Genomic DNA, 17,458 nt, shown 5'->3' with positions numbered 1-17,458 from the left:
AAAACAAGATGTACGAGGAATCAAGGGAAGATCATTATTGTAAATCATTACTATAATTAACTAGTATTGAAATGTTTTGAGGACAATTATGAAAAAGAAAGACAGGGAAAATGAATATAGGGGAATTGTTTCAATTATTGTCATTGTCATTTTAGCGATTATTCTAGTATATTATTATTCTCATCGCCCTTCTGTATCTAATGAAAGTAACAATTCTAATATACCTGTAGAAGCTCCCAATCCGCCAACTGATAAAACTAACGAAACTCAATAAAATAGCTCAAGGACGGTCCCTAAGATTTATCGCCCGTTACAATTTTAGTAGCAGGTGATTCTTCATGGCATGTGCGGGGTAATGTTCTATTGGTTGTGGGATCAATGGATGCTTCAATTGGAATTGCTTCTGTTTTTTGAAACGTTATAGGGTTTGTTGACAATTGGTTACGGACTGTTTTTTTCACTTCAGTATATTTTGATTCTTGTCCTGGTTTTTCCATAAGTACGGCACGCATGTGTGCTATCCTTCTATTGTATAGGACATATAGTAGACCTTAATCGAGAAAAAGTTCCACACTCTCATGAAGAGATTAAATAATGGGGAAAGTAAAACAGTTAGGCTTTTTTGATCGATATCTCTATCTATGGGGCATTATTTGCATTGTGTCGGGGATTATAATTGGGAAAATTGTACCCGTATCAGTTGTTTTGATGCTCAGTAGTCTGGAAATCGCGCACGTCAATCTACCCGTCGGTATTTTAATTTGGATCATGATTATTCCCATGCTGCTCCAAATTGATCTCAAAGAAATTCAACAAGTACGAAAATTTTGGCGGGGCAGTCTAATTACCCTTGGTGTCAATTGGCTGGTAAAGCCATTTTCAATGGCATTTTTGGGATGGTTTTTTCTCAAACACTTGTTTTCATTTTGGTTACCGGCTTCAGAAATAGAGCATTATTTTGCTGGATTGGTGTTACTTGCTGCAGCCCCAGGAACAGCGATGGTTTTCATCTGGAGTTATTTATGCGAAGGAGAGCCCCATTTTACCTTAACACAAGTTGCTCTTAATGATTTTATTATGATCTTTGCTTATGCTCCGATCGTGGGGTTATTATTGGGAATAACAGGATTAACTGTTCCCTGGAGTACGCTATTCATTTCCTTAATCGTTTATATATTAATTCCTTTTCTACTAGCACAAATTTTTAGATATTGGATTATTAACCAGAGTACTCTTGATATTGAGCATGTTATTAAGAAAATCCATCCCATTTCACTAATTGCTTTACTCGTCATGCTACTTTTACTTTTTGGTTTTCAAGGGTATCAAATTTATCAGAAACCTTTTATCGTATTGTTAATCGCAATTCCTCTACTGATTCAAATATATTTTAATTCAATATTGGCTTATGGCTTAAATAAAGTATCGGGTGAGCAACATTGCATAGCAGGCCCATCTGCTTTAATTAGTGGCAGTAATTTTTTTGAATTGGCAGTTGCTACAGCCATTACTTTGTTTGGTTTTAAATCAGGTGCGGCCTTGGCGACTGTTGTTGGTGTATTGATAGAGGTTCCTGTGATGTTGTCGATTGTAAAATTAGTCAATCACTCCAGGAAATGGTATGGATCTTAAAGGAATGATTCGATGCAGATTACTTTTTTAGGCGCAACGGAAACGGTTACAGGCTCAAAATATTTATTATCTTTTGATAACAATAAAAATATTTTGCTTGATTGTGGTCTTTTTCAAGGAGAGAAAGAATTGCGTTTACGCAATTGGAGTTCTCTTCCTTTCGCTCCCAAAATACTAAATGCGGTTATCCTCACGCATGCTCATATTGACCACACCGGTTATTTACCCTTATTAGTAAAAAATGGGTTTAAAGGACCTATCTTTTGCACTCAAGGAACTAAGGACTTGTGTGACATATTGTTACCTGATAGCGCGCACTTACAAGAAGAAGATGCAAAACATGCGAATAGGCATCATTATTCCAAGCATAATCCAGCTCTTCCTCTTTATACGACAAAAGATGCGATAAAGGCATTAAAATTATTTCGTCCGCAGCCTTATAATTCTGTAGTAGAACTGATTAAAGGGATTAGTTTTCAATTTATCCCTGCAGGCCATATTATTGGCGCTTCATTGGTCAGGATTCAATCTGGAGGCAAATCCATTCTATTCACTGGTGATTTAGGGCGAATGAATGATCCGGTAATGCGGGCGCCAACGCCGATGAAGCAAACAGATTACCTTGTCACTGAATCAACTTATGGCGATCGTCTCCATGAGAAAGATCATCCCAAAAATATACTAAAAAATATTATTGAGCAAACCTACCAACGAGGTGGATCTGTCATTATTCCTGCCTTTGCCGTTGGACGTACACAGGCCATTTTGTATTACCTATCGGAGTTAAAAAAGGAAAACTCACTACCTGATATCCCTATATTTTTAGATAGCCCAATGGCGATTAATGCCACCGATATTTTGTCGAAACATATTGAAGATCTGCGCTTGACTCGAATGGAATGCGATGAATTATGTAAGATTGCTACCTATGTCCGCTCTGCTGAAGAGTCGATACTGATTGATAGTAAAAAAGATCCCAAGATCATTATTTCCGCCAGCGGTATGGCAAGTGGTGGCCGTATTTTATTTCACTTAAGAGCTTATGCTCCTGATGCAAGAAACACGATTTTATTTACCGGGTTTCAAGCTAAAGGTACCCGAGGGGCTGATATGCTCAATGGAATAAAGCAAATCAAAATTCACGGTGATTTAATCCCTGTTCGTGCTCAAATTGAAGCGATTCGCAGTACTTCAGCACATGCAGACTATGCAGAAATCCTTCAGTGGCTTAAACACTTTGATACTCCGCCTATAAAAACATTCGTAACCCATGGCGAGCTTGAGGCTGCTTTGTCTTTAAAAACTAAAATCGAAACTGAACTGAGTTGGAATTGTATGGTGCCTTTATATAAGCAAACAGAGCAATTAATATGAGCAAGAAGCATTCAACCTTAAGTCTTAAATATTTAGGTATCAATACTTATAAAGAACCCATTATTTATATGCGGGAAGATTGCCATATTTGTAAATCAGAGGGCTTCAATGTTCAAGCACGTGTGAGAGTCACTCTAAACCAATATTCCATTATTGCAACGCTCAATACGATTGAAACTGATTTATTACGACATAATGAAGCAAGCTTGTCAGATTACGCCTGGGATTTATTATCGGCAAAAAATGGAGATGAAATTTCAGTCACTCATCCACAGCCGCTTGACTCGTTGAGTTACATTCGCTCTAAAGTCTATGGTCATGAACTGAAAACTGAGGAAACGAAACAGATTATTAATGATCTTATCTCCGGCCAGCTCTCAGATATTAATATTGCTATGTTTATTGCCGCAAGTAGTGGGGATAGATTATCAAAAAAAGAAATTCTCGATCTAACGGCGGCCATGGTTGATTCGGGGCAGCGTTTAACCTGGCCTTCATCTCTTGTTGTTGATAAACATTGTGTTGGTGGTTTGCCTGGAAATCGGACGACGCCAATCGTTGTTTCTATTGTTGCCGCTTTTGGCTTGATGATTCCTAAGACATCCTCCAGAGCAATTACATCTCCCGCGGGTACAGCGGACACTATGGAGGTCTTTACCTCTGTTAATCTGGATCTTTCAGACATGCGTAAGGTAGTTGAGACAGAAAATGGGTGCCTTGTATGGGGTGGCTCTATATCATTAAGCCCCGCAGATGATTTACTTATCAGGATTGAGCGAACGGCAGATTTAGATAGTGAAGGGCAAATGGTCGCTTCAATTTTATCTAAAAAAATTGCTGCAGGCGTCACTCATCTTGTTATTGATATGCCTATTGGCACCACGGCTAAAGTCAGATCAATTGCTCATGCTGAGATACTTAAAAGCTCTTTGCAGACTGTCGCACAGAAGTTTGGTATTGAAACAAAAATTATTTTCACTGACGGTTCACAACCCATTGGTCGAGGTATAGGGCCAGCTTTGGAGGCTCTTGATGTATTGGCGGTATTGACGCGCGATAAGCAAGCACCGCAAAATTTAAGGGAGCGTGCATTAATACTTGCAGGTCAGGTTATAGAGTTTTCTCCTGGAGTGCTCCCTGGGCAAGGAATAAACATCGCGACTCATATTCTGGATAGTGGTAAAGCACTTGCAAAATTCCAAGCCATTTGTATGGCCCAAGGGGGACTGCGTGATATTCCCCACGCCCCTTTTACTCATACTATAGAATCTGCGGTATCAGGCACTATTATTAACATGGATAACCGCCATATTGCTCGTGTTGCTAAATTAGCTGGCGCTCCAAAGGCAAAATCAGCGGGTGTTGAGTTGTTAGTCACTTTAAATACTGTAGTTAGGAAATCCCAACCTTTATTTAAAATAGCTGCTGAAACTAAAGGACAACTTCATTATGCGCTTGATTTTCTGCAACAAGGCCATGATATTTTCCAGATTGAAGTCAGTTCGGGATAAGAAGGAGGGCGTTATCTTAGAGCCATTTCGTCATCCCATTCTTCTGCTAATATAGATGGATAGGTATCGGCTAAAAAAATGATTTAATTGGAACAGAACCTAATAATTTTCGGATCGGGGCAAAACAAATCATGAAACAACCACCCATTATTTTTCCTCTTGCCCATGATGGTTTGGCCAAAATGATTCAAAAAAAATGTCAGTACGAACTGGGAAAAATAACGCAACATCAATTCCCTGATGAAGAAACGGTGATTCAAATTGATTCCAATGTTAAGGGACGCGACCTTATATTTATTACTAGTTTAGATAGGCCGAATATAAAATTAGCTCCCCTTCTGTTTGCTGCAGAAACGGCACGATCATTAGGTGCTGAAAAAATAACATTGATTGCCCCTTATCTAGCTTACATGCGTCAAGATAAAGTATTTGAACCAGGCCAAGGCATAACCTCAAAATATTTCGCGCAACTCATTTCACGCTATTTTGATGGATTAATTACTATAGATCCTCATCTTCATCGATGGCATACATTAAGTGCTATTTATGACATCCCAACCACTGTCTTACATGCGACTGATAATATTGCCCAGTGGATACACCGGCATATTCAAAAGCCAATACTGATTGGGCCTGATGCTGAGAGCATGCAATGGGTTGAGGAGATTGCCAGGAAAGCCAAAGCCACTTTTCTTATTTTAGAAAAAATCCGTAAGGGAGATGAGTCCGTTGAGGTCTCCATCCCGAATATTGAAAAGCACCAACACTGCATACCCGTATTGATTGATGATATTATCTCTACCGGGATGACCATGATAGAAACAGTGGAGCATATAAAGTCACTTAATATACTCCCACCCATTTGTATTGGTGTTCATGCTGTTTTTGCCGGAGATGCTTATCAAAAACTATTGGTTTCTGGCGTTGAAAAAGTCATCACATGCAATACCATTCAACATGGCTCTAATGGCATAGACATCAGTTCTAATATTATAAATTTCTTAGGGATCTGGAAATGAACTATGCGATAGAGCATATAAAAAAATACGTAAGCGCTGCTAATTATCTTTCTGCTGCCCAGATTTATTTAATTAATAATTTTTTACTGAAACAAAAACTCGATTTCAATGATATAAAACCACGGCTTTTAGGACATTGGGGCACTTGTCCCGGGATTAATTTTATTTATGCCCACCTCAATGTTCTTATTAAAAAACACAAATCATCCATCCTTTTTGTGCTTGGTCCAGGTCATGGTTATGCAGCGCTACAAGCCAATCTTTTTATTGAGGGGACTCTAAAAAAATACTATCCAGAAGCAACACATGATTATTCAGGGGTTGAATACTTAATAAAAAATTTTAGTTGGCCTTATGGGTTTCCCAGTCATAGTAATCCCGGAGCACCTGGAGTTATTCTTGAGGGGGGTGAGTTAGGCTATTCATTGGCTACAGCTTATGGCGCAGCGCTTGATAATCCTGGAACTCTTATTGCCTGCGTTGTGGGGGATGGTGAAGCTGAAACAGGCCCTACTGCAACCGCCTGGCATTTAAATAAATTTATAGATCCAACTAAAAATGGGGTTGTTTTACCAATCCTGCATCTTAATGGATATAAAATTTCTGGCCCAACTATTTTTGGCAGAATGACCAATAAAGAATTGAAATCACTTTTCTATGGCTATGGTTATGAACCCTTTATTGTAGAAGGGGGAGCTATTTATGAAAAAATGCTAATAACGCTTGAGACATGTTATCAAAATATCGACGCCTTACGAAAAAATGACAAAAATATACGTTTTCCAATGATTATATTAAAAACACCTAAAGGCTGGACGGGAATAAAAAAATTGCATGGCCAGAAAATCGAAGGGAACTGTCTTGCTCACCAAGTGATAGTCACTAATGCAAAAACCGATAGTAGGGAGTTAAAAGCACTCGAGAAATGGTTGTGCTCTTATCAATTTAATACCTTATTTGATGAAAAAACGGGGTTTATAGAAGAGATTACCCAGCTGATACCCGAGAGTTCTTGGTGTATGGGGGCAAATCAACATACCTATGGTGGCCCTAAGCTGGTAAAAAAACTGATATTACCCGATATAGGCAGTATTACAGAGGATGCTAGCCATCCTGGCACTATGGGTTCAAGTAGTATGCGATTTGTTGGTGATTATCTCGCCGAAGTAATTAAATTAAATCAAAAAAATCGTAATTTTAGACTGTTTTCGCCAGATGAAACCTATTCCAATAAATTGGATAAGGTTTTCGAAGCGACCACTAGAGCCAACATGCAGCCTAAAAAAACTTGGGATAAAGACATCAGTAGTGATGGCCGTGTCATTGAAGTACTTAGTGAGCATTCATTGCAAGGTCTAATGCAAGGTTATGTGCTTACTGGTCGTCATGCTATTTTTGCATCCTATGAGGCGTTCATTCAGATTGTTTCCAGTATGACCGATCAATATATGAAGTTTTTGCATGTATCACATGAGTTTTCCTGGCGGGGAGAACTTCCTTCTCTTAATTATATTTTAACTTCTTCAGGATGGCGGCAAGAACATAATGGATTTTCGCATCAAAATCCTGGTTTTATTTCCAACGTACTACAAAAAAATGGCCATTATGCTCGTGCCTATTTTCCACCTGATGCCAACAGTACTTTATTGGTTCTCGAAAAATGCCTTAAATCACGTAATAAAGTGAATGTTATTGTGGCGGGGAAAACATTTGAGCCACGTTGGTTGACTCCAGAGCTGGCTAAAATTGAATTAGAGCAAGGTCTGATGATTTGGGATTTTGCTAGTGACGCGAATCCAGATATTGTCCTTGCAGGAGTTGGTGATTATGTCTCCACTGAAGCACTTGCGGCCATCCAATTAATTAAACAAGAAACACCTGCAGTAAAAATTCGTTTTGTTAATATTATTGAATTATCTGCCATAGGATTAGGATATTCCCACTCGCTAACAGAGGAAGAGTTTGATGCCTTCTTTACTAGAGACAAACCGGTTATTTTGAATTTTCATGGCTATCCTGCCGTGTTGCAACAGCTTCTTTTTAATTACGGTAATACAAAACGATTTTATATTCATGGTTATGTTGAAAACGGTTCGACAACCACGCCTTATGACATGCATATCCGTAATAGAACAAGTCGTTGGCACCTGGCTCAGCAAGTATTTTCGCTTATGGCGCAACAGGGTGTTATTGAGTCTAAAATAGCGATGAGATTAAATGCAAAATACAAGGAAAAGTTTCTGGAGCATACCCGCTATATCAAACAATATGGCGTTGATCCCGATGAGATAGCTAAATGGCAATGGTCGGGAGAATAATAGTATGACTACCATTATTAAGACCTCTGGTGAGCAAGTCCCTTTTGATCCGAATCGATTGTCCCAGTCATTAAAACGAGTTGGAGCGGATGAGTCTCTTATTAGAGAAATTGTCGATGAAGTGTCACATCGTTTGGTAGAGGGCATGTCAACCCATACGATTTATCATATAGCGTTCCGTCTTTTACGTAAAAAGTCACGCAGTTTAGCAGCAAAATATCATTTGAAACATGCCATCATGCAGCTGGGGTTATCCGGTTATCCTTTTGAGAAGTATGTTGCTGAAATTTTGCGACATCAAGGTTTTCAAACACAAAACAACCAAATAGTAACTGGATTTTGTGTGGATCATGAAGTTGATGTTGTTGCTGAACGCAAGAATCAAAAAATTTTCATAGAATGTAAATATCACAATCGATTAGGAATTAAATGTGATGTGAAAATTTCTTTATATTTTAAAGCACGTTTTCAGGATATCGAACTATCTTATAAGAAAAAAGCGGATGAACAATTAAAAGGATGGCTTGTAACCAATACTCGATTTACTCATGATGCCATTCAATATGGACTTTGTGCTGGTTTGCACCTAATCGGTTGGGATTTCCCTACAGTAGGTAGCTTAAAAGAACTAATTGAATTTTCAGGTCTATATCCAATCACCTGCATTACAAGCTTTACAAAAGCTGAAATATCACAGTTGCTTGAGAAAAATATTATTATCTGTAAAACAATAAGTAATAATATTAATCTTCTTGATGAGTTAAAAATCCCTAAGCAACGAAGGGATTCTATTATTGAGCAGTGTCGTACGTTGTGGAACAGTGCTGTTATTTGAAGGATTACCTTAGCTTACGGATGATAATGAATAAAAACACCGCTTCTCTCAACATCGATAAAAAAGCCATAGGGCATATCATTGAAGTTAATGGACCTGTTGTTAAACTATTCTGTGATATTTTACCTCCTTTATATCAGGCGCTTAGTACTGATACAGAGACTGATCACTATGTTTTAGAGGTGTGTCAGCATATCGATGATCATCATGTCAGAGCCATCGTACTGCATAGAGCGACAGGATTACAACGAGGATTGCTTGTTTATGATCAAGGGACGTCAATACAAATACCCGTGTCTCCCAATTGTTTGGGACGTGTCTTAAATACTTTTGGAGCTCCTTTAGATGGTGCAGAGCCATTTCCAGTGAATGAATACAGAGATATTCTTGTAAAACCAGCCCCTATTGCCATGACTACGGCAAAACAAAACATTCTTGAGACAGGAATTAAAGTGATTGATTTACTCTGTCCCTTTGTTAGAGGAGGTAAAACTGGATTATTTGGTGGTGCTGGAGTTGGTAAGACTGTTTTACTTATGGAGTTTATGCACTCTATTATTCAATTACATCAAGGTATTTCCGTCTTTGCAGGAGTTGGAGAGCGAATACGTGAAGGACATGAATTATGGCATGAGATGCAAGCCGCAGGAGTAATGGGTAAAACGCTAATGATATTTGGTCAAATGGATGAGTCACCTGGGGTGCGTTTTAGAGCGGGGTTGTCTGCTTTAACCTATGCAGAGTATTTACGCGATAACGTGGCACATGAAGTGCTTTTTCTCATTGATAATGTTTATCGTTTTGTGCAAGCAGGCAGTGAAATTTCAGGACTTTTAGGCAGAATGTCGGCGAGTGTCGGCTATCAACCGACCTTAATGACGGAGATTGCCGAACTGCAAGAGCGTATTACATCTACTGCCAAAGGAGCTGTTACATCAGTGCAAGCTGTTTATGTTCCTGCCGATGATATGAGCGACCCAGCGGTAACTGGAATTATTACTCATTTGGATTCAATAGTGGTACTTTCCCGCGTGCAAGCAGGCAAAGGAATATACCCAGCAGTAGATATCCTGGCTTCAAAGAGTAAATATATGGATAAAATGGTTTTGGGAGAAAGGCATTATTCTATTGCTCAAGCAGTTAGAGAACATATAGCCCGTTATCAAGAATTAGAAGACATCATTTCTATGATGGGGATTGAGGAACTTTCTGCTAAAGACCGGGACGTTGTTTTAAGGGCGCGAAAACTACAACGCTATTTGACGCAACCTTTTCATGTGACAAAACAGCAAACAGGTATTGCAGGACAGTCTGTGTCATTAGAGCAAACTTTGGCAGATTGTGAATCATTTATTCATGGTGATTACGATCATTTTTCTGAAGCTCAGTGTTATATGATAGGTACTATGGATAAGGAGCTAAATGGATAGTTTTGATCTGTACCTGCAAAGTGCAACACAATATGAAAAAATTCATAATGTAGTGAGCTTTATTGGTGAAGATGCCTCAGGACAATTTGGTATTCTGGCATATCATGCCCGAATGATGACGTGCTTAAAATTTGGCTTGGCATGGTTTCGTTATGATAATAATGAGACAGAATATTTAGCATTGCCTGGTGCAGTGGTCTATTTTAATGAAAATCAACTGTATCTTTCTACGCGTCATTATTTTCGTAATAAAGAGTATCAGGTAATACAAAATTCAATAGCAAAAGAATTACAAATAGAAGAAGAACATCTTGCAAGTATGAAGGAACATTTGCATCGCTTAGATGAAGAAATTATGAAACGTCTATGGGATTTAAAACGGCAGGAGCATTATGGAATCTAATTCTCAAAAAGACCTTGAAAAGCAGGTGAAATTGAATGTACGCAAAATGGATAAAGCAAAAAAGGAGAAATCCACCTTACTTGCTCAAACAATTTATTTAGGTACTCTGGGTTTTGTTTTCATTTTGCCTATAATTTTAGGAGCTTATCTGGGAGTTTGGTTGGATGGAAAATTAAAAGGGTATTCCATCGCCTGGACACTCAATTTAATTATTCTTGGCGTGATAGTTGGAGCGGTTAACGTTTATCTCATGATTAAGGAATAGTCGTGGAAACAGGAAGTTTTTTAACATATTTCGTATTTTCCATAGGTTATTTAAAGATCACCTTAAGCCTATTAACGACATGGTTCATTATGCTGGTGTTGTTGATTTTTGCCTGGGTCGCAACTCGAAAGTTATCGTTTCAAGCAAGCAGCTTACAGGTGGTTCTTGAGGGAGTTATCAGCACAATGTATGATGCAATTGCAGAAGTGCTGCCGCAACATGTTGAGCTAGTCTTTCCTTTTATCGCAACTCTATGGATTTTTATTCTTGTTTCAAATTTAATTGGTATTGTTCCTGGATTTTATTCACCCACAGCCGATTTGTCCGTGACCAGTGCCTTAGCAATTATGACCTTTATTTCAGTACATTGGTTTGGGATTCGAGCTGAAGGTTTACAGGGTTATTTGAAACACTATATTCGCCCAACCCCCCTTATGTTACCCTTTAATTTGATTAGTGAATTATCCAGAACTTTAGCTTTGGCAATTCGATTGTTTGGCAATGTAATGAGTTTGGAGCTCACTGCTCTTATCGTATTAATGGTTGCTGGCTTTTTAGCGCCCGTTCCCATATTGTTATTACATCTTATTGAAGCCATTATTCAAGCCTATATCTTCGGTATGCTCGCTTTAATTTATATTGCTGGGGGTATTCAATCACAGGAACTGAAGAAAAAGGAGTCTCATAATGAATAGTTTAAGTTGGTTTAGTTTAGCTTCAACAGTAATCGCAGCCCTAGCAATAGCCATAGGCACTATAGGCCCTGCACTTGCTATGGGGCGGGCGATAAGCCATGCCTTGGATGCTTTGGCACGACAACCGGAGGCTGAAAAATCCATCACCAGAACCTTATTTATTGGTTTGGCTATGATTGAATCGTTAGCCATTTATTGTTTGGTGATTGTATTGATTATTCTCTTTAGAAATCCATTATTGTCTTATTTTTTAGGCCAACAAGGATAAAATAAATGGAACTGTCCTGGTCAACTCTGATATTAGAAATAATTAATTTTCTAGTCCTCATTTGGATTTTAAACTATTTTCTTTATGCGCCTATTCAAAAGACCATAATTGCTCGTAAAAAAATGGTTGCGGATAAGCTAGAGCATGCTGAAACACTTCGTAGTGAGTCTCAGGACTTACAATTAAAATATGAAAATCGTCTTGCAGATTGGCAAGTGGAAAAAGAGCGTTTGCAAAAAGAGTTTCAACTCAAATTGGAGCAATGGAAATCAGCAGAAGTTGTCGATTTCGAAAAAAAACTCGCTACAGAAAAAGAAGCACTCTTAGTGCGCGAAATGAAAAAATCAAAAGAACTTATTGAAAAAAATGCCAGGGAAGCAATGTTATTGGCTGGAAAATTTTCAGTAAAATTTTTAAAAAACTTTGCTGATGAGCATCTCGAAGAAAAAATAATTGAAAAAACCATCCTTGATCTGGAAGATCTTCCCGTCGAAAAAATACAGTTTCTGACCAGTCAGTCATCGCAAGATACGATTCTGATTCAAAGTGCTTATCCAATTAATGAGCAACAACGACACATTCTAGTGGAAACAATTGAAAAATTAAGCCATAAACAATTTAAAGTCGATTTTTCAGTCACTCCAGAACTACTTGCCGGATTAATGATTCAAATTGGATCCGTTGTATTGCAAGCAAATCTTCGCGATGAATTAAAGTTCTTTACGGAGATAAAAAATGCAATTGCCTGATTTTAGTTCTTTTCTCGAAGTACAAAGGCAACAAATTGAGCATTATGAATTTGCAGTCAGATTATCAGAACAGGGCGAAGTTGTCTCGGTAGGAGACGGTATTATCTGGATCAGAGGTTTACCTTCGGCGGCGATAGATGAAATCCTTATTTCGCAAGACGGCCATTGTATGGCAATGGTTTTCTATCTAACGGAGTCCCTTGTTGGCGCTATTTTATTAATTCAAAGTAATGAATTAAGAGCAGGGACGTTAATATATCATTTTAAACGCTCCTTAAGCATTCCTGTAGGTGATAAACTGTTGGGAAGAGTTATTGATCCCTTGGGACACCCCATAGATGGATATGAATCACCGCAATGCGATGAACAAGGGTTACTTGATATTTTATCGCCATCCATAACCCAGCGGGATTTTGTTAATCGTCCATTTTATACTGGGAATAAGGTAATTGATAATTTAATTCCTATTGGTAAAGGACAAAGAGAGTTAATTATAGGGGATAATGGGCTGGGGAAAAGCGCTTTGGTTTTAGATATTATTATTAATCAAAGGGATAAAAACGTTCGTTGTATCTATGTATTGATTGGTCAAAAGCGATCGACAATTAGCAATACGATTCAAATATTAAAAGACGCTAAGGCTTTGGAATACACGACAGTTGTTGTGGCACAAGCCACCGCTTTACCTGGCCTACTGTATCTGGCTCCCTTTGCCGGTTGTGCAATAGCAGAAAACTGGATGAGCAAAGGATTTGATACTCTTGTTGTCTATGATGATTTGAGTGCCCATGCGAACAGTTATCGAGAGCTTTCCCTTTTACTGCGCAGACCTCCTGGACGCGAAGCCTTTCCTGCAGATATTTTTTATCTTCATTCACGTTTGTTAGAGCGCTCCACTTGCTTGTCTGCTGAAATGGGAGGGGGGAGCATGACCGCTCTTCCTATTATTGAAACTAAAGAAGGGGAGATTGCTACTTATATTCCTACCAATCTGATCTCCATAACCGATGGGCAAATATTTTTTGATGAAAAGCTATTTTCTTCCGGATTTTTCCCGGCGATTGATATAACAAAATCTGTTTCTCGAGTAGGTGGTAAAGCCCAAAATCCACAAATTAAAAAAGAAGCTGGCCGAATGAAGCTCGATTACATGCAATTTCTTGAATTGGAGATTTTCACACGCTTTGGTGCCAAACTGGAACCTAAAATGCAGGAACAAATTCAAAAGGGCCGTATTTTAAGAGAAATACTGAAGCAGGATCGTTTTGTCCCTTTATCTATTGAATTTCAATTGGCCTGGCTGATTGCCTATAATGACGGATTATTCGATCAACTTGCTTTAGAAGATATCCCAACCATTCTGCAAAAACTCGAGTATGAAGTAAACAAAGGCGATCTTTCTTTAGTGAATCAACGAGAAGAATGGAGCCATGCATTGCATTCTTGGTTGGGGCTTACATGACGAAACGAGCTCAACTGAAAGATAATCTTCATACTTTAGAAGACATTGGTAATATCATGACGGCCATGAAAAATCTTTGTTCCATTGAAATCAGTAAAATGACTAAGTTTCTTTCTATGCAAGACCGAGTAATGGAAAGCATCTTAGAGGTGAAAAATGATTTTTTTAGTGCTTACCCGGTAATGTCCATACCTAATCAAGAGGTGAAACCTTTAATTTATATTCTTATCGGTTCAGAAAGAGGATTTTGTGGTGGTTTTAATAATAATATTTTAAGCGAATTGGAGCGCATTAAAGAACAAAACCCTAATGCGGTATTAATTATTGTCGGTCGAAAATTAGCATTAAAACTGAATGATGACTCTCGTGTAGTGCACGTTTTAGAAGGTCCTAATGTTCTTGAAGAGATTCCCTCAGTTATTTTAAAAGTATTAAAGGCTTTAGAAGAAGTTGCAATACAACGACATTTAGAATTGCGTTCAGGACAGTGGAATATTATCTTTAATGAGGAACAACAAGATCGAATATACGTGACTACCTTGCAACCCTTTAAAGAGTTTTTTATATCCAGCGTACCCGATTTTTCTGTTCCTCCGGTGCTGAACTTATCCAGAGATCTTTTTTTGGCTGAATTTATTGATAATTATCTTTTTGCAATGTTTCATTCCGTTTTTTATAAATCCTTTTTTGTTGAAAATCATCAAAGATTTTTTCACTTGAATCATGCATTAGATCGCTTAGATCGTAAAAAAAGTGATTTAAAAGGCCATTTAAAATTAGTGCGTCAAGAAGAAATTACGGAAGAAATTCAGATTATTATGTTGAGTGCGGAAGCGCTTATTAATCAAAAATAGGTTGCATCGTCGGGGAGATAGGGACTGTAAACTTCAGTGAGCGATCTAAATAAATTGTTCCAGATCGAGGAAGTTCAGTACTTAGCATTGTTGATATAAGTGACATGCTGAATCATCTATTTTAACGTGAGTTCATCAAATATTTTATTTTTGATAAAAGACCTATGAATGTTTCTAAATCATATATAATTCAATTACTTTTCAGAATTGTATACCCATATTAAGGAAAATTATAATGAAAGCATTTATTTATAACGGAGCAGGAAAAAAAGCGGTAGAAGAACGACCTATTCCTGAGATAATAAATCCAACCGATGCCATCATTAAAATTACTAAAACTACAATTTGTGGCACGGATCTCCATATATTGAAAGGTGATGTGGCAACCTGTTTGCCTGGGCGTATTTTAGGGCACGAAGGGGTTGGCGTGGTGGATAAAGTGGGAAAGGATGTCACAGAGTTCCAACCTGGAGATCGTGTCTTAATTTCTTGCATCACTTCATGTAGTAAGTGTGAGTATTGTCGAAAGGGGATGTATTCACATTGCTCCAACGGCGGTTGGATTCTTGGTAATACTATTGATGGAACTCAAGCAGAATATGTTCGCATCCCTTATGCTGATACAAGTCTTTATAAAATTCCTCAAGGAATAGACGAAGATGCACTAGTAATGCTAAGTGACATATTGCCGACAGGGTTTGAGTGTGGGGTACAAAATGGCAAAATACAGCCAGGCAGTACAGTGGCCATAGTTGGTGCTGGCCCAATCGGCTTGTCCACACTACTGACTGCTCAGTTTTATACCCCGTCAGAAATTATTATGATCGATTTAGATAATAATCGTCTAGACATAGCCAAAAACTTAGGTGCAACTGCGATTATAAATGCTAGCAATGAGGAAGCAGTAGCTAAAGTGATGCAGATAACTAATGGACGAGGTGTAGATACCGCTATAGAAGCGGTTGGTGTTCCTGCTTCATTCATTATGTGTGAAGATATTGTGGCTCCGGGTGGTACTATCGCAAATATTGGAGTGCATGGGGTTAAAGTTGATTTACATTTAGAAAGCCTATGGTCTCAAAATATTTCTATAACTACACGACTTGTTGACACCGTGACAACACCTATGCTGTTAAAAACGGTCTGTTCAAAAAAAATTGATCCCACCTTGTTAATTAGCCATCAATTTAAATTTGATAATATACTGGACGCTTATGAAACATTTGGACATGCCGCAGATACTCATGCGCTCAAAGTGATCATTAATGTATCGTGACACATGAATGGGCATGAACGTAATTAAATTGGTACTAATTGAGGGGATAGGTCACGTTTATTCCTATAAAGGAAGAGCGAAGATGAACTTGAATGTGAAGCCATTGGATTCACATTCTAATCCATTGAGGTTATAACGCCACGAAATGAAGTTTGAAAACTACATCAATGAGAGCTATATGAGCTAATGTAAGTCAGGTAAAGCATAGTCATGCAAGCCTTCGGATTGCTCGCTCATCGACATGCGCTTGAATAATCTATGATGAGATGAGGCTTGTGTTGCCTGACCTACTCAAGCCGATAGTGATTCCGTGTTAACCATTAGGGATAAAAAGGTTTAAAATTAGGACTCCTTTCGTAAACATCTTCTAGTTCAGTAATACATTGGAACAAACAATTAACATAATGGGCATCAAACAATATTCCCTTGTTTGCCTCCAAATATTTTAATATGGCTTCTTGTGACATCACCTTTCGATAAGGCCTATTAGTTGACATTGCTTCATATACATCTGCAATAGCGACGATGCGTGCTGGTATCGTGATTTCATCACCTTTGAGACCATTGGGATAGCCAGAACCATCCATACGCTCATGATGTTGATATACTACAGATTTAATATCCCAAGGAAAATCCACATGTTCAATTATTTTATTACCAACTTCGACATGGGTTTTTATTATTTCATACTCATTTGCGGTTAAGAGCCTTGGTGTAACTAGATATTCCATAGGTATAGCGATTTTTCCAATATCATGTATGAGAGCCCCGTAATATACTGCGCTTAAACATTTCAGGTCAGTAATATTTGCCTTAATTGCAATGTTCAGTGCCAGTGCGGCAACTCGCTTTTGATGCCCAGAGGTATAAGAGTCTCTGGACTCTACAAAGTCAGAAAAAGCTAAGATTGTATCAAAAAAGGATTTTTGTAATGATTCTTTATCGATTTTTAATTGTTTATTAAGATTGACTTGCGATGTGATATCTTCAAAATAAACCATATAAATTAATTCATGAGTCAGGATATTACTTACTGGAATGACGCGAACAATGAACGCCCTCTCGTTAATTGTTATTTCTGAACGAGTTTCACTTCTTTGCTCCACCGCTTTTTTAAAATAATCCGGTATAGTTTTTTGTATTGGATAAACGTTCCAAAAGGGTTTGTTTTCTGGTTTTTTTGCGACTAATTGGCTATATATTTTATTTGCAAATAATATTATTCCATTCTTATTGCAGACCAAATTGGGGCTCAATAACTCATCAAGGATTCGAAACATAACGGTAGCAAGTTTTTCCTCTTCTTGGCTATTAAATTTCATATTTCTTGCTCACTTATGTTATCCATTAACAATAATATTTTCATT

General features: G+C 38.0%; 18 protein-coding genes. 16 read left to right on the top strand and 2 right to left on the bottom strand.

Annotation, left to right across the window (positions count from 1 at the left end; all coding sequences use genetic code 11):
* The first annotated feature begins 88 nt into the window (after positions 1–88).
* Entirely contained in the window at positions 89–274 is a 186-nt protein-coding gene (locus LFA_RS10855; RefSeq protein ID WP_045096207.1) for a hypothetical protein, read from the top strand.
* A 19-nt stretch (positions 275–293) separates the two neighbouring features.
* On the opposite strand, the gene LFA_RS10850 is transcribed toward LFA_RS10855, so the two are convergent.
* Positions 294–512: a hypothetical protein gene (locus tag LFA_RS10850; protein WP_045096206.1), complete on the bottom strand. Its 219-nt coding sequence runs from the start codon at positions 510–512 to the stop codon at positions 294–296.
* An 82-nt stretch (positions 513–594) separates the two neighbouring features.
* Here LFA_RS10850 and arsB point away from each other — a divergent pair, with 82 nt between their 5' ends.
* The 15 genes from arsB (at position 595) to LFA_RS10775 (ending at position 16,091) form a co-directional block, all read left to right on the top strand.
* Positions 595–1,632 carry an ACR3 family arsenite efflux transporter gene (arsB, locus tag LFA_RS10845; protein ID WP_045096205.1) on the top strand — a complete coding sequence of 346 codons (1,038 nt, stop codon included), beginning with the start codon at positions 595–597 and terminating at the stop codon, positions 1,630–1,632.
* Between the two features lie 12 nt (positions 1,633–1,644).
* A complete protein-coding gene (locus tag LFA_RS10840) occupies positions 1,645–3,006 on the top strand; it encodes an MBL fold metallo-hydrolase RNA specificity domain-containing protein (protein ID WP_045096204.1) in 1,362 nt (453 codons plus the stop codon).
* The gene (locus LFA_RS10835) at positions 3,003–4,517 is read left to right on the top strand and encodes a thymidine phosphorylase family protein (protein WP_045096203.1); all 1,515 of its coding nucleotides are present in this window, start codon (positions 3,003–3,005) and stop codon (positions 4,515–4,517) included. The genes LFA_RS10840 and LFA_RS10835 overlap by 4 nt, the downstream gene beginning before the upstream one ends.
* A 131-nt stretch (positions 4,518–4,648) precedes the next feature.
* Positions 4,649–5,536 carry a ribose-phosphate pyrophosphokinase gene (locus tag LFA_RS10830; RefSeq protein ID WP_045096202.1) on the top strand — a complete coding sequence of 296 codons (888 nt, stop codon included), beginning with the start codon at positions 4,649–4,651 and terminating at the stop codon, positions 5,534–5,536.
* Positions 5,533–7,854: a phosphoketolase family protein gene (locus LFA_RS10825; protein WP_045096201.1), complete on the top strand. Its 2,322-nt coding sequence runs from the start codon at positions 5,533–5,535 to the stop codon at positions 7,852–7,854. The genes LFA_RS10830 and LFA_RS10825 overlap by 4 nt, the downstream gene beginning before the upstream one ends.
* Positions 7,855–7,858: 4 nt before the next feature.
* On the top strand, positions 7,859–8,689 hold the full coding sequence (locus tag LFA_RS10820; protein WP_045096200.1) for a restriction endonuclease: 831 nt from the start codon (positions 7,859–7,861) through the stop codon (positions 8,687–8,689).
* Positions 8,690–8,715: 26 nt separating this feature from the next.
* On the top strand, positions 8,716–10,119 hold the full coding sequence (gene atpD / locus LFA_RS10815) for a F0F1 ATP synthase subunit beta (RefSeq protein WP_045096199.1): 1,404 nt from the start codon (positions 8,716–8,718) through the stop codon (positions 10,117–10,119).
* Positions 10,112–10,522, top strand: coding sequence for a F0F1 ATP synthase subunit epsilon (locus LFA_RS10810; protein ID WP_045096198.1), 411 nt, complete (start codon positions 10,112–10,114; stop codon positions 10,520–10,522). Before atpD ends, LFA_RS10810 begins: the two co-directional genes overlap by 8 nt.
* Entirely contained in the window at positions 10,512–10,787 is a 276-nt protein-coding gene (locus LFA_RS10805) for an AtpZ/AtpI family protein (protein WP_045096197.1), read from the top strand. Before LFA_RS10810 ends, LFA_RS10805 begins: the two co-directional genes overlap by 11 nt.
* Positions 10,788–10,789: 2 nt before the next feature.
* Positions 10,790–11,482: a F0F1 ATP synthase subunit A gene (locus tag LFA_RS10800; RefSeq protein WP_084602165.1), complete on the top strand. Its 693-nt coding sequence runs from the start codon at positions 10,790–10,792 to the stop codon at positions 11,480–11,482.
* On the top strand, positions 11,475–11,750 hold the full coding sequence (locus tag LFA_RS10795; RefSeq protein ID WP_045096196.1) for a F0F1 ATP synthase subunit C: 276 nt from the start codon (positions 11,475–11,477) through the stop codon (positions 11,748–11,750). Before LFA_RS10800 ends, LFA_RS10795 begins: the two co-directional genes overlap by 8 nt.
* A gap of 5 nt (positions 11,751–11,755) precedes the next feature.
* Positions 11,756–12,499, top strand: a complete 744-nt coding sequence (locus tag LFA_RS10790) for a F0F1 ATP synthase subunit delta (RefSeq protein ID WP_045096195.1) — start codon at positions 11,756–11,758, stop codon at positions 12,497–12,499.
* Positions 12,486–13,961 (top strand): F0F1 ATP synthase subunit alpha, encoded by a 1,476-nt coding sequence (locus LFA_RS10785; RefSeq protein ID WP_045096194.1) that lies wholly within the window; start codon positions 12,486–12,488, stop codon positions 13,959–13,961. The genes LFA_RS10790 and LFA_RS10785 overlap by 14 nt, the downstream gene beginning before the upstream one ends.
* Positions 13,958–14,815, top strand: a complete 858-nt coding sequence (locus LFA_RS10780; RefSeq protein WP_045096193.1) for a F0F1 ATP synthase subunit gamma — start codon at positions 13,958–13,960, stop codon at positions 14,813–14,815. Before LFA_RS10785 ends, LFA_RS10780 begins: the two co-directional genes overlap by 4 nt.
* Positions 14,816–15,050: 235 nt before the next feature.
* Positions 15,051–16,091 carry a zinc-dependent alcohol dehydrogenase family protein gene (locus LFA_RS10775; RefSeq protein WP_045096192.1) on the top strand — a complete coding sequence of 347 codons (1,041 nt, stop codon included), beginning with the start codon at positions 15,051–15,053 and terminating at the stop codon, positions 16,089–16,091.
* Between the two features lie 320 nt (positions 16,092–16,411).
* Here the strand turns inward: LFA_RS10775 and LFA_RS10770 are convergent, their stop codons facing one another.
* Positions 16,412–17,413, bottom strand: a complete 1,002-nt coding sequence (locus LFA_RS10770; RefSeq protein WP_052673941.1) for an HD domain-containing phosphohydrolase — start codon at positions 17,411–17,413, stop codon at positions 16,412–16,414.
* Between the last annotated feature and the right edge of the window lie 45 nt (positions 17,414–17,458).

The organism is Legionella fallonii LLAP-10, from assembly GCF_000953135.1.
GTDB lineage: Bacteria > Pseudomonadota > Gammaproteobacteria > Legionellales > Legionellaceae > Legionella > Legionella fallonii.
This window is presented reverse-complemented; position numbering and strand designations above follow the sequence as displayed.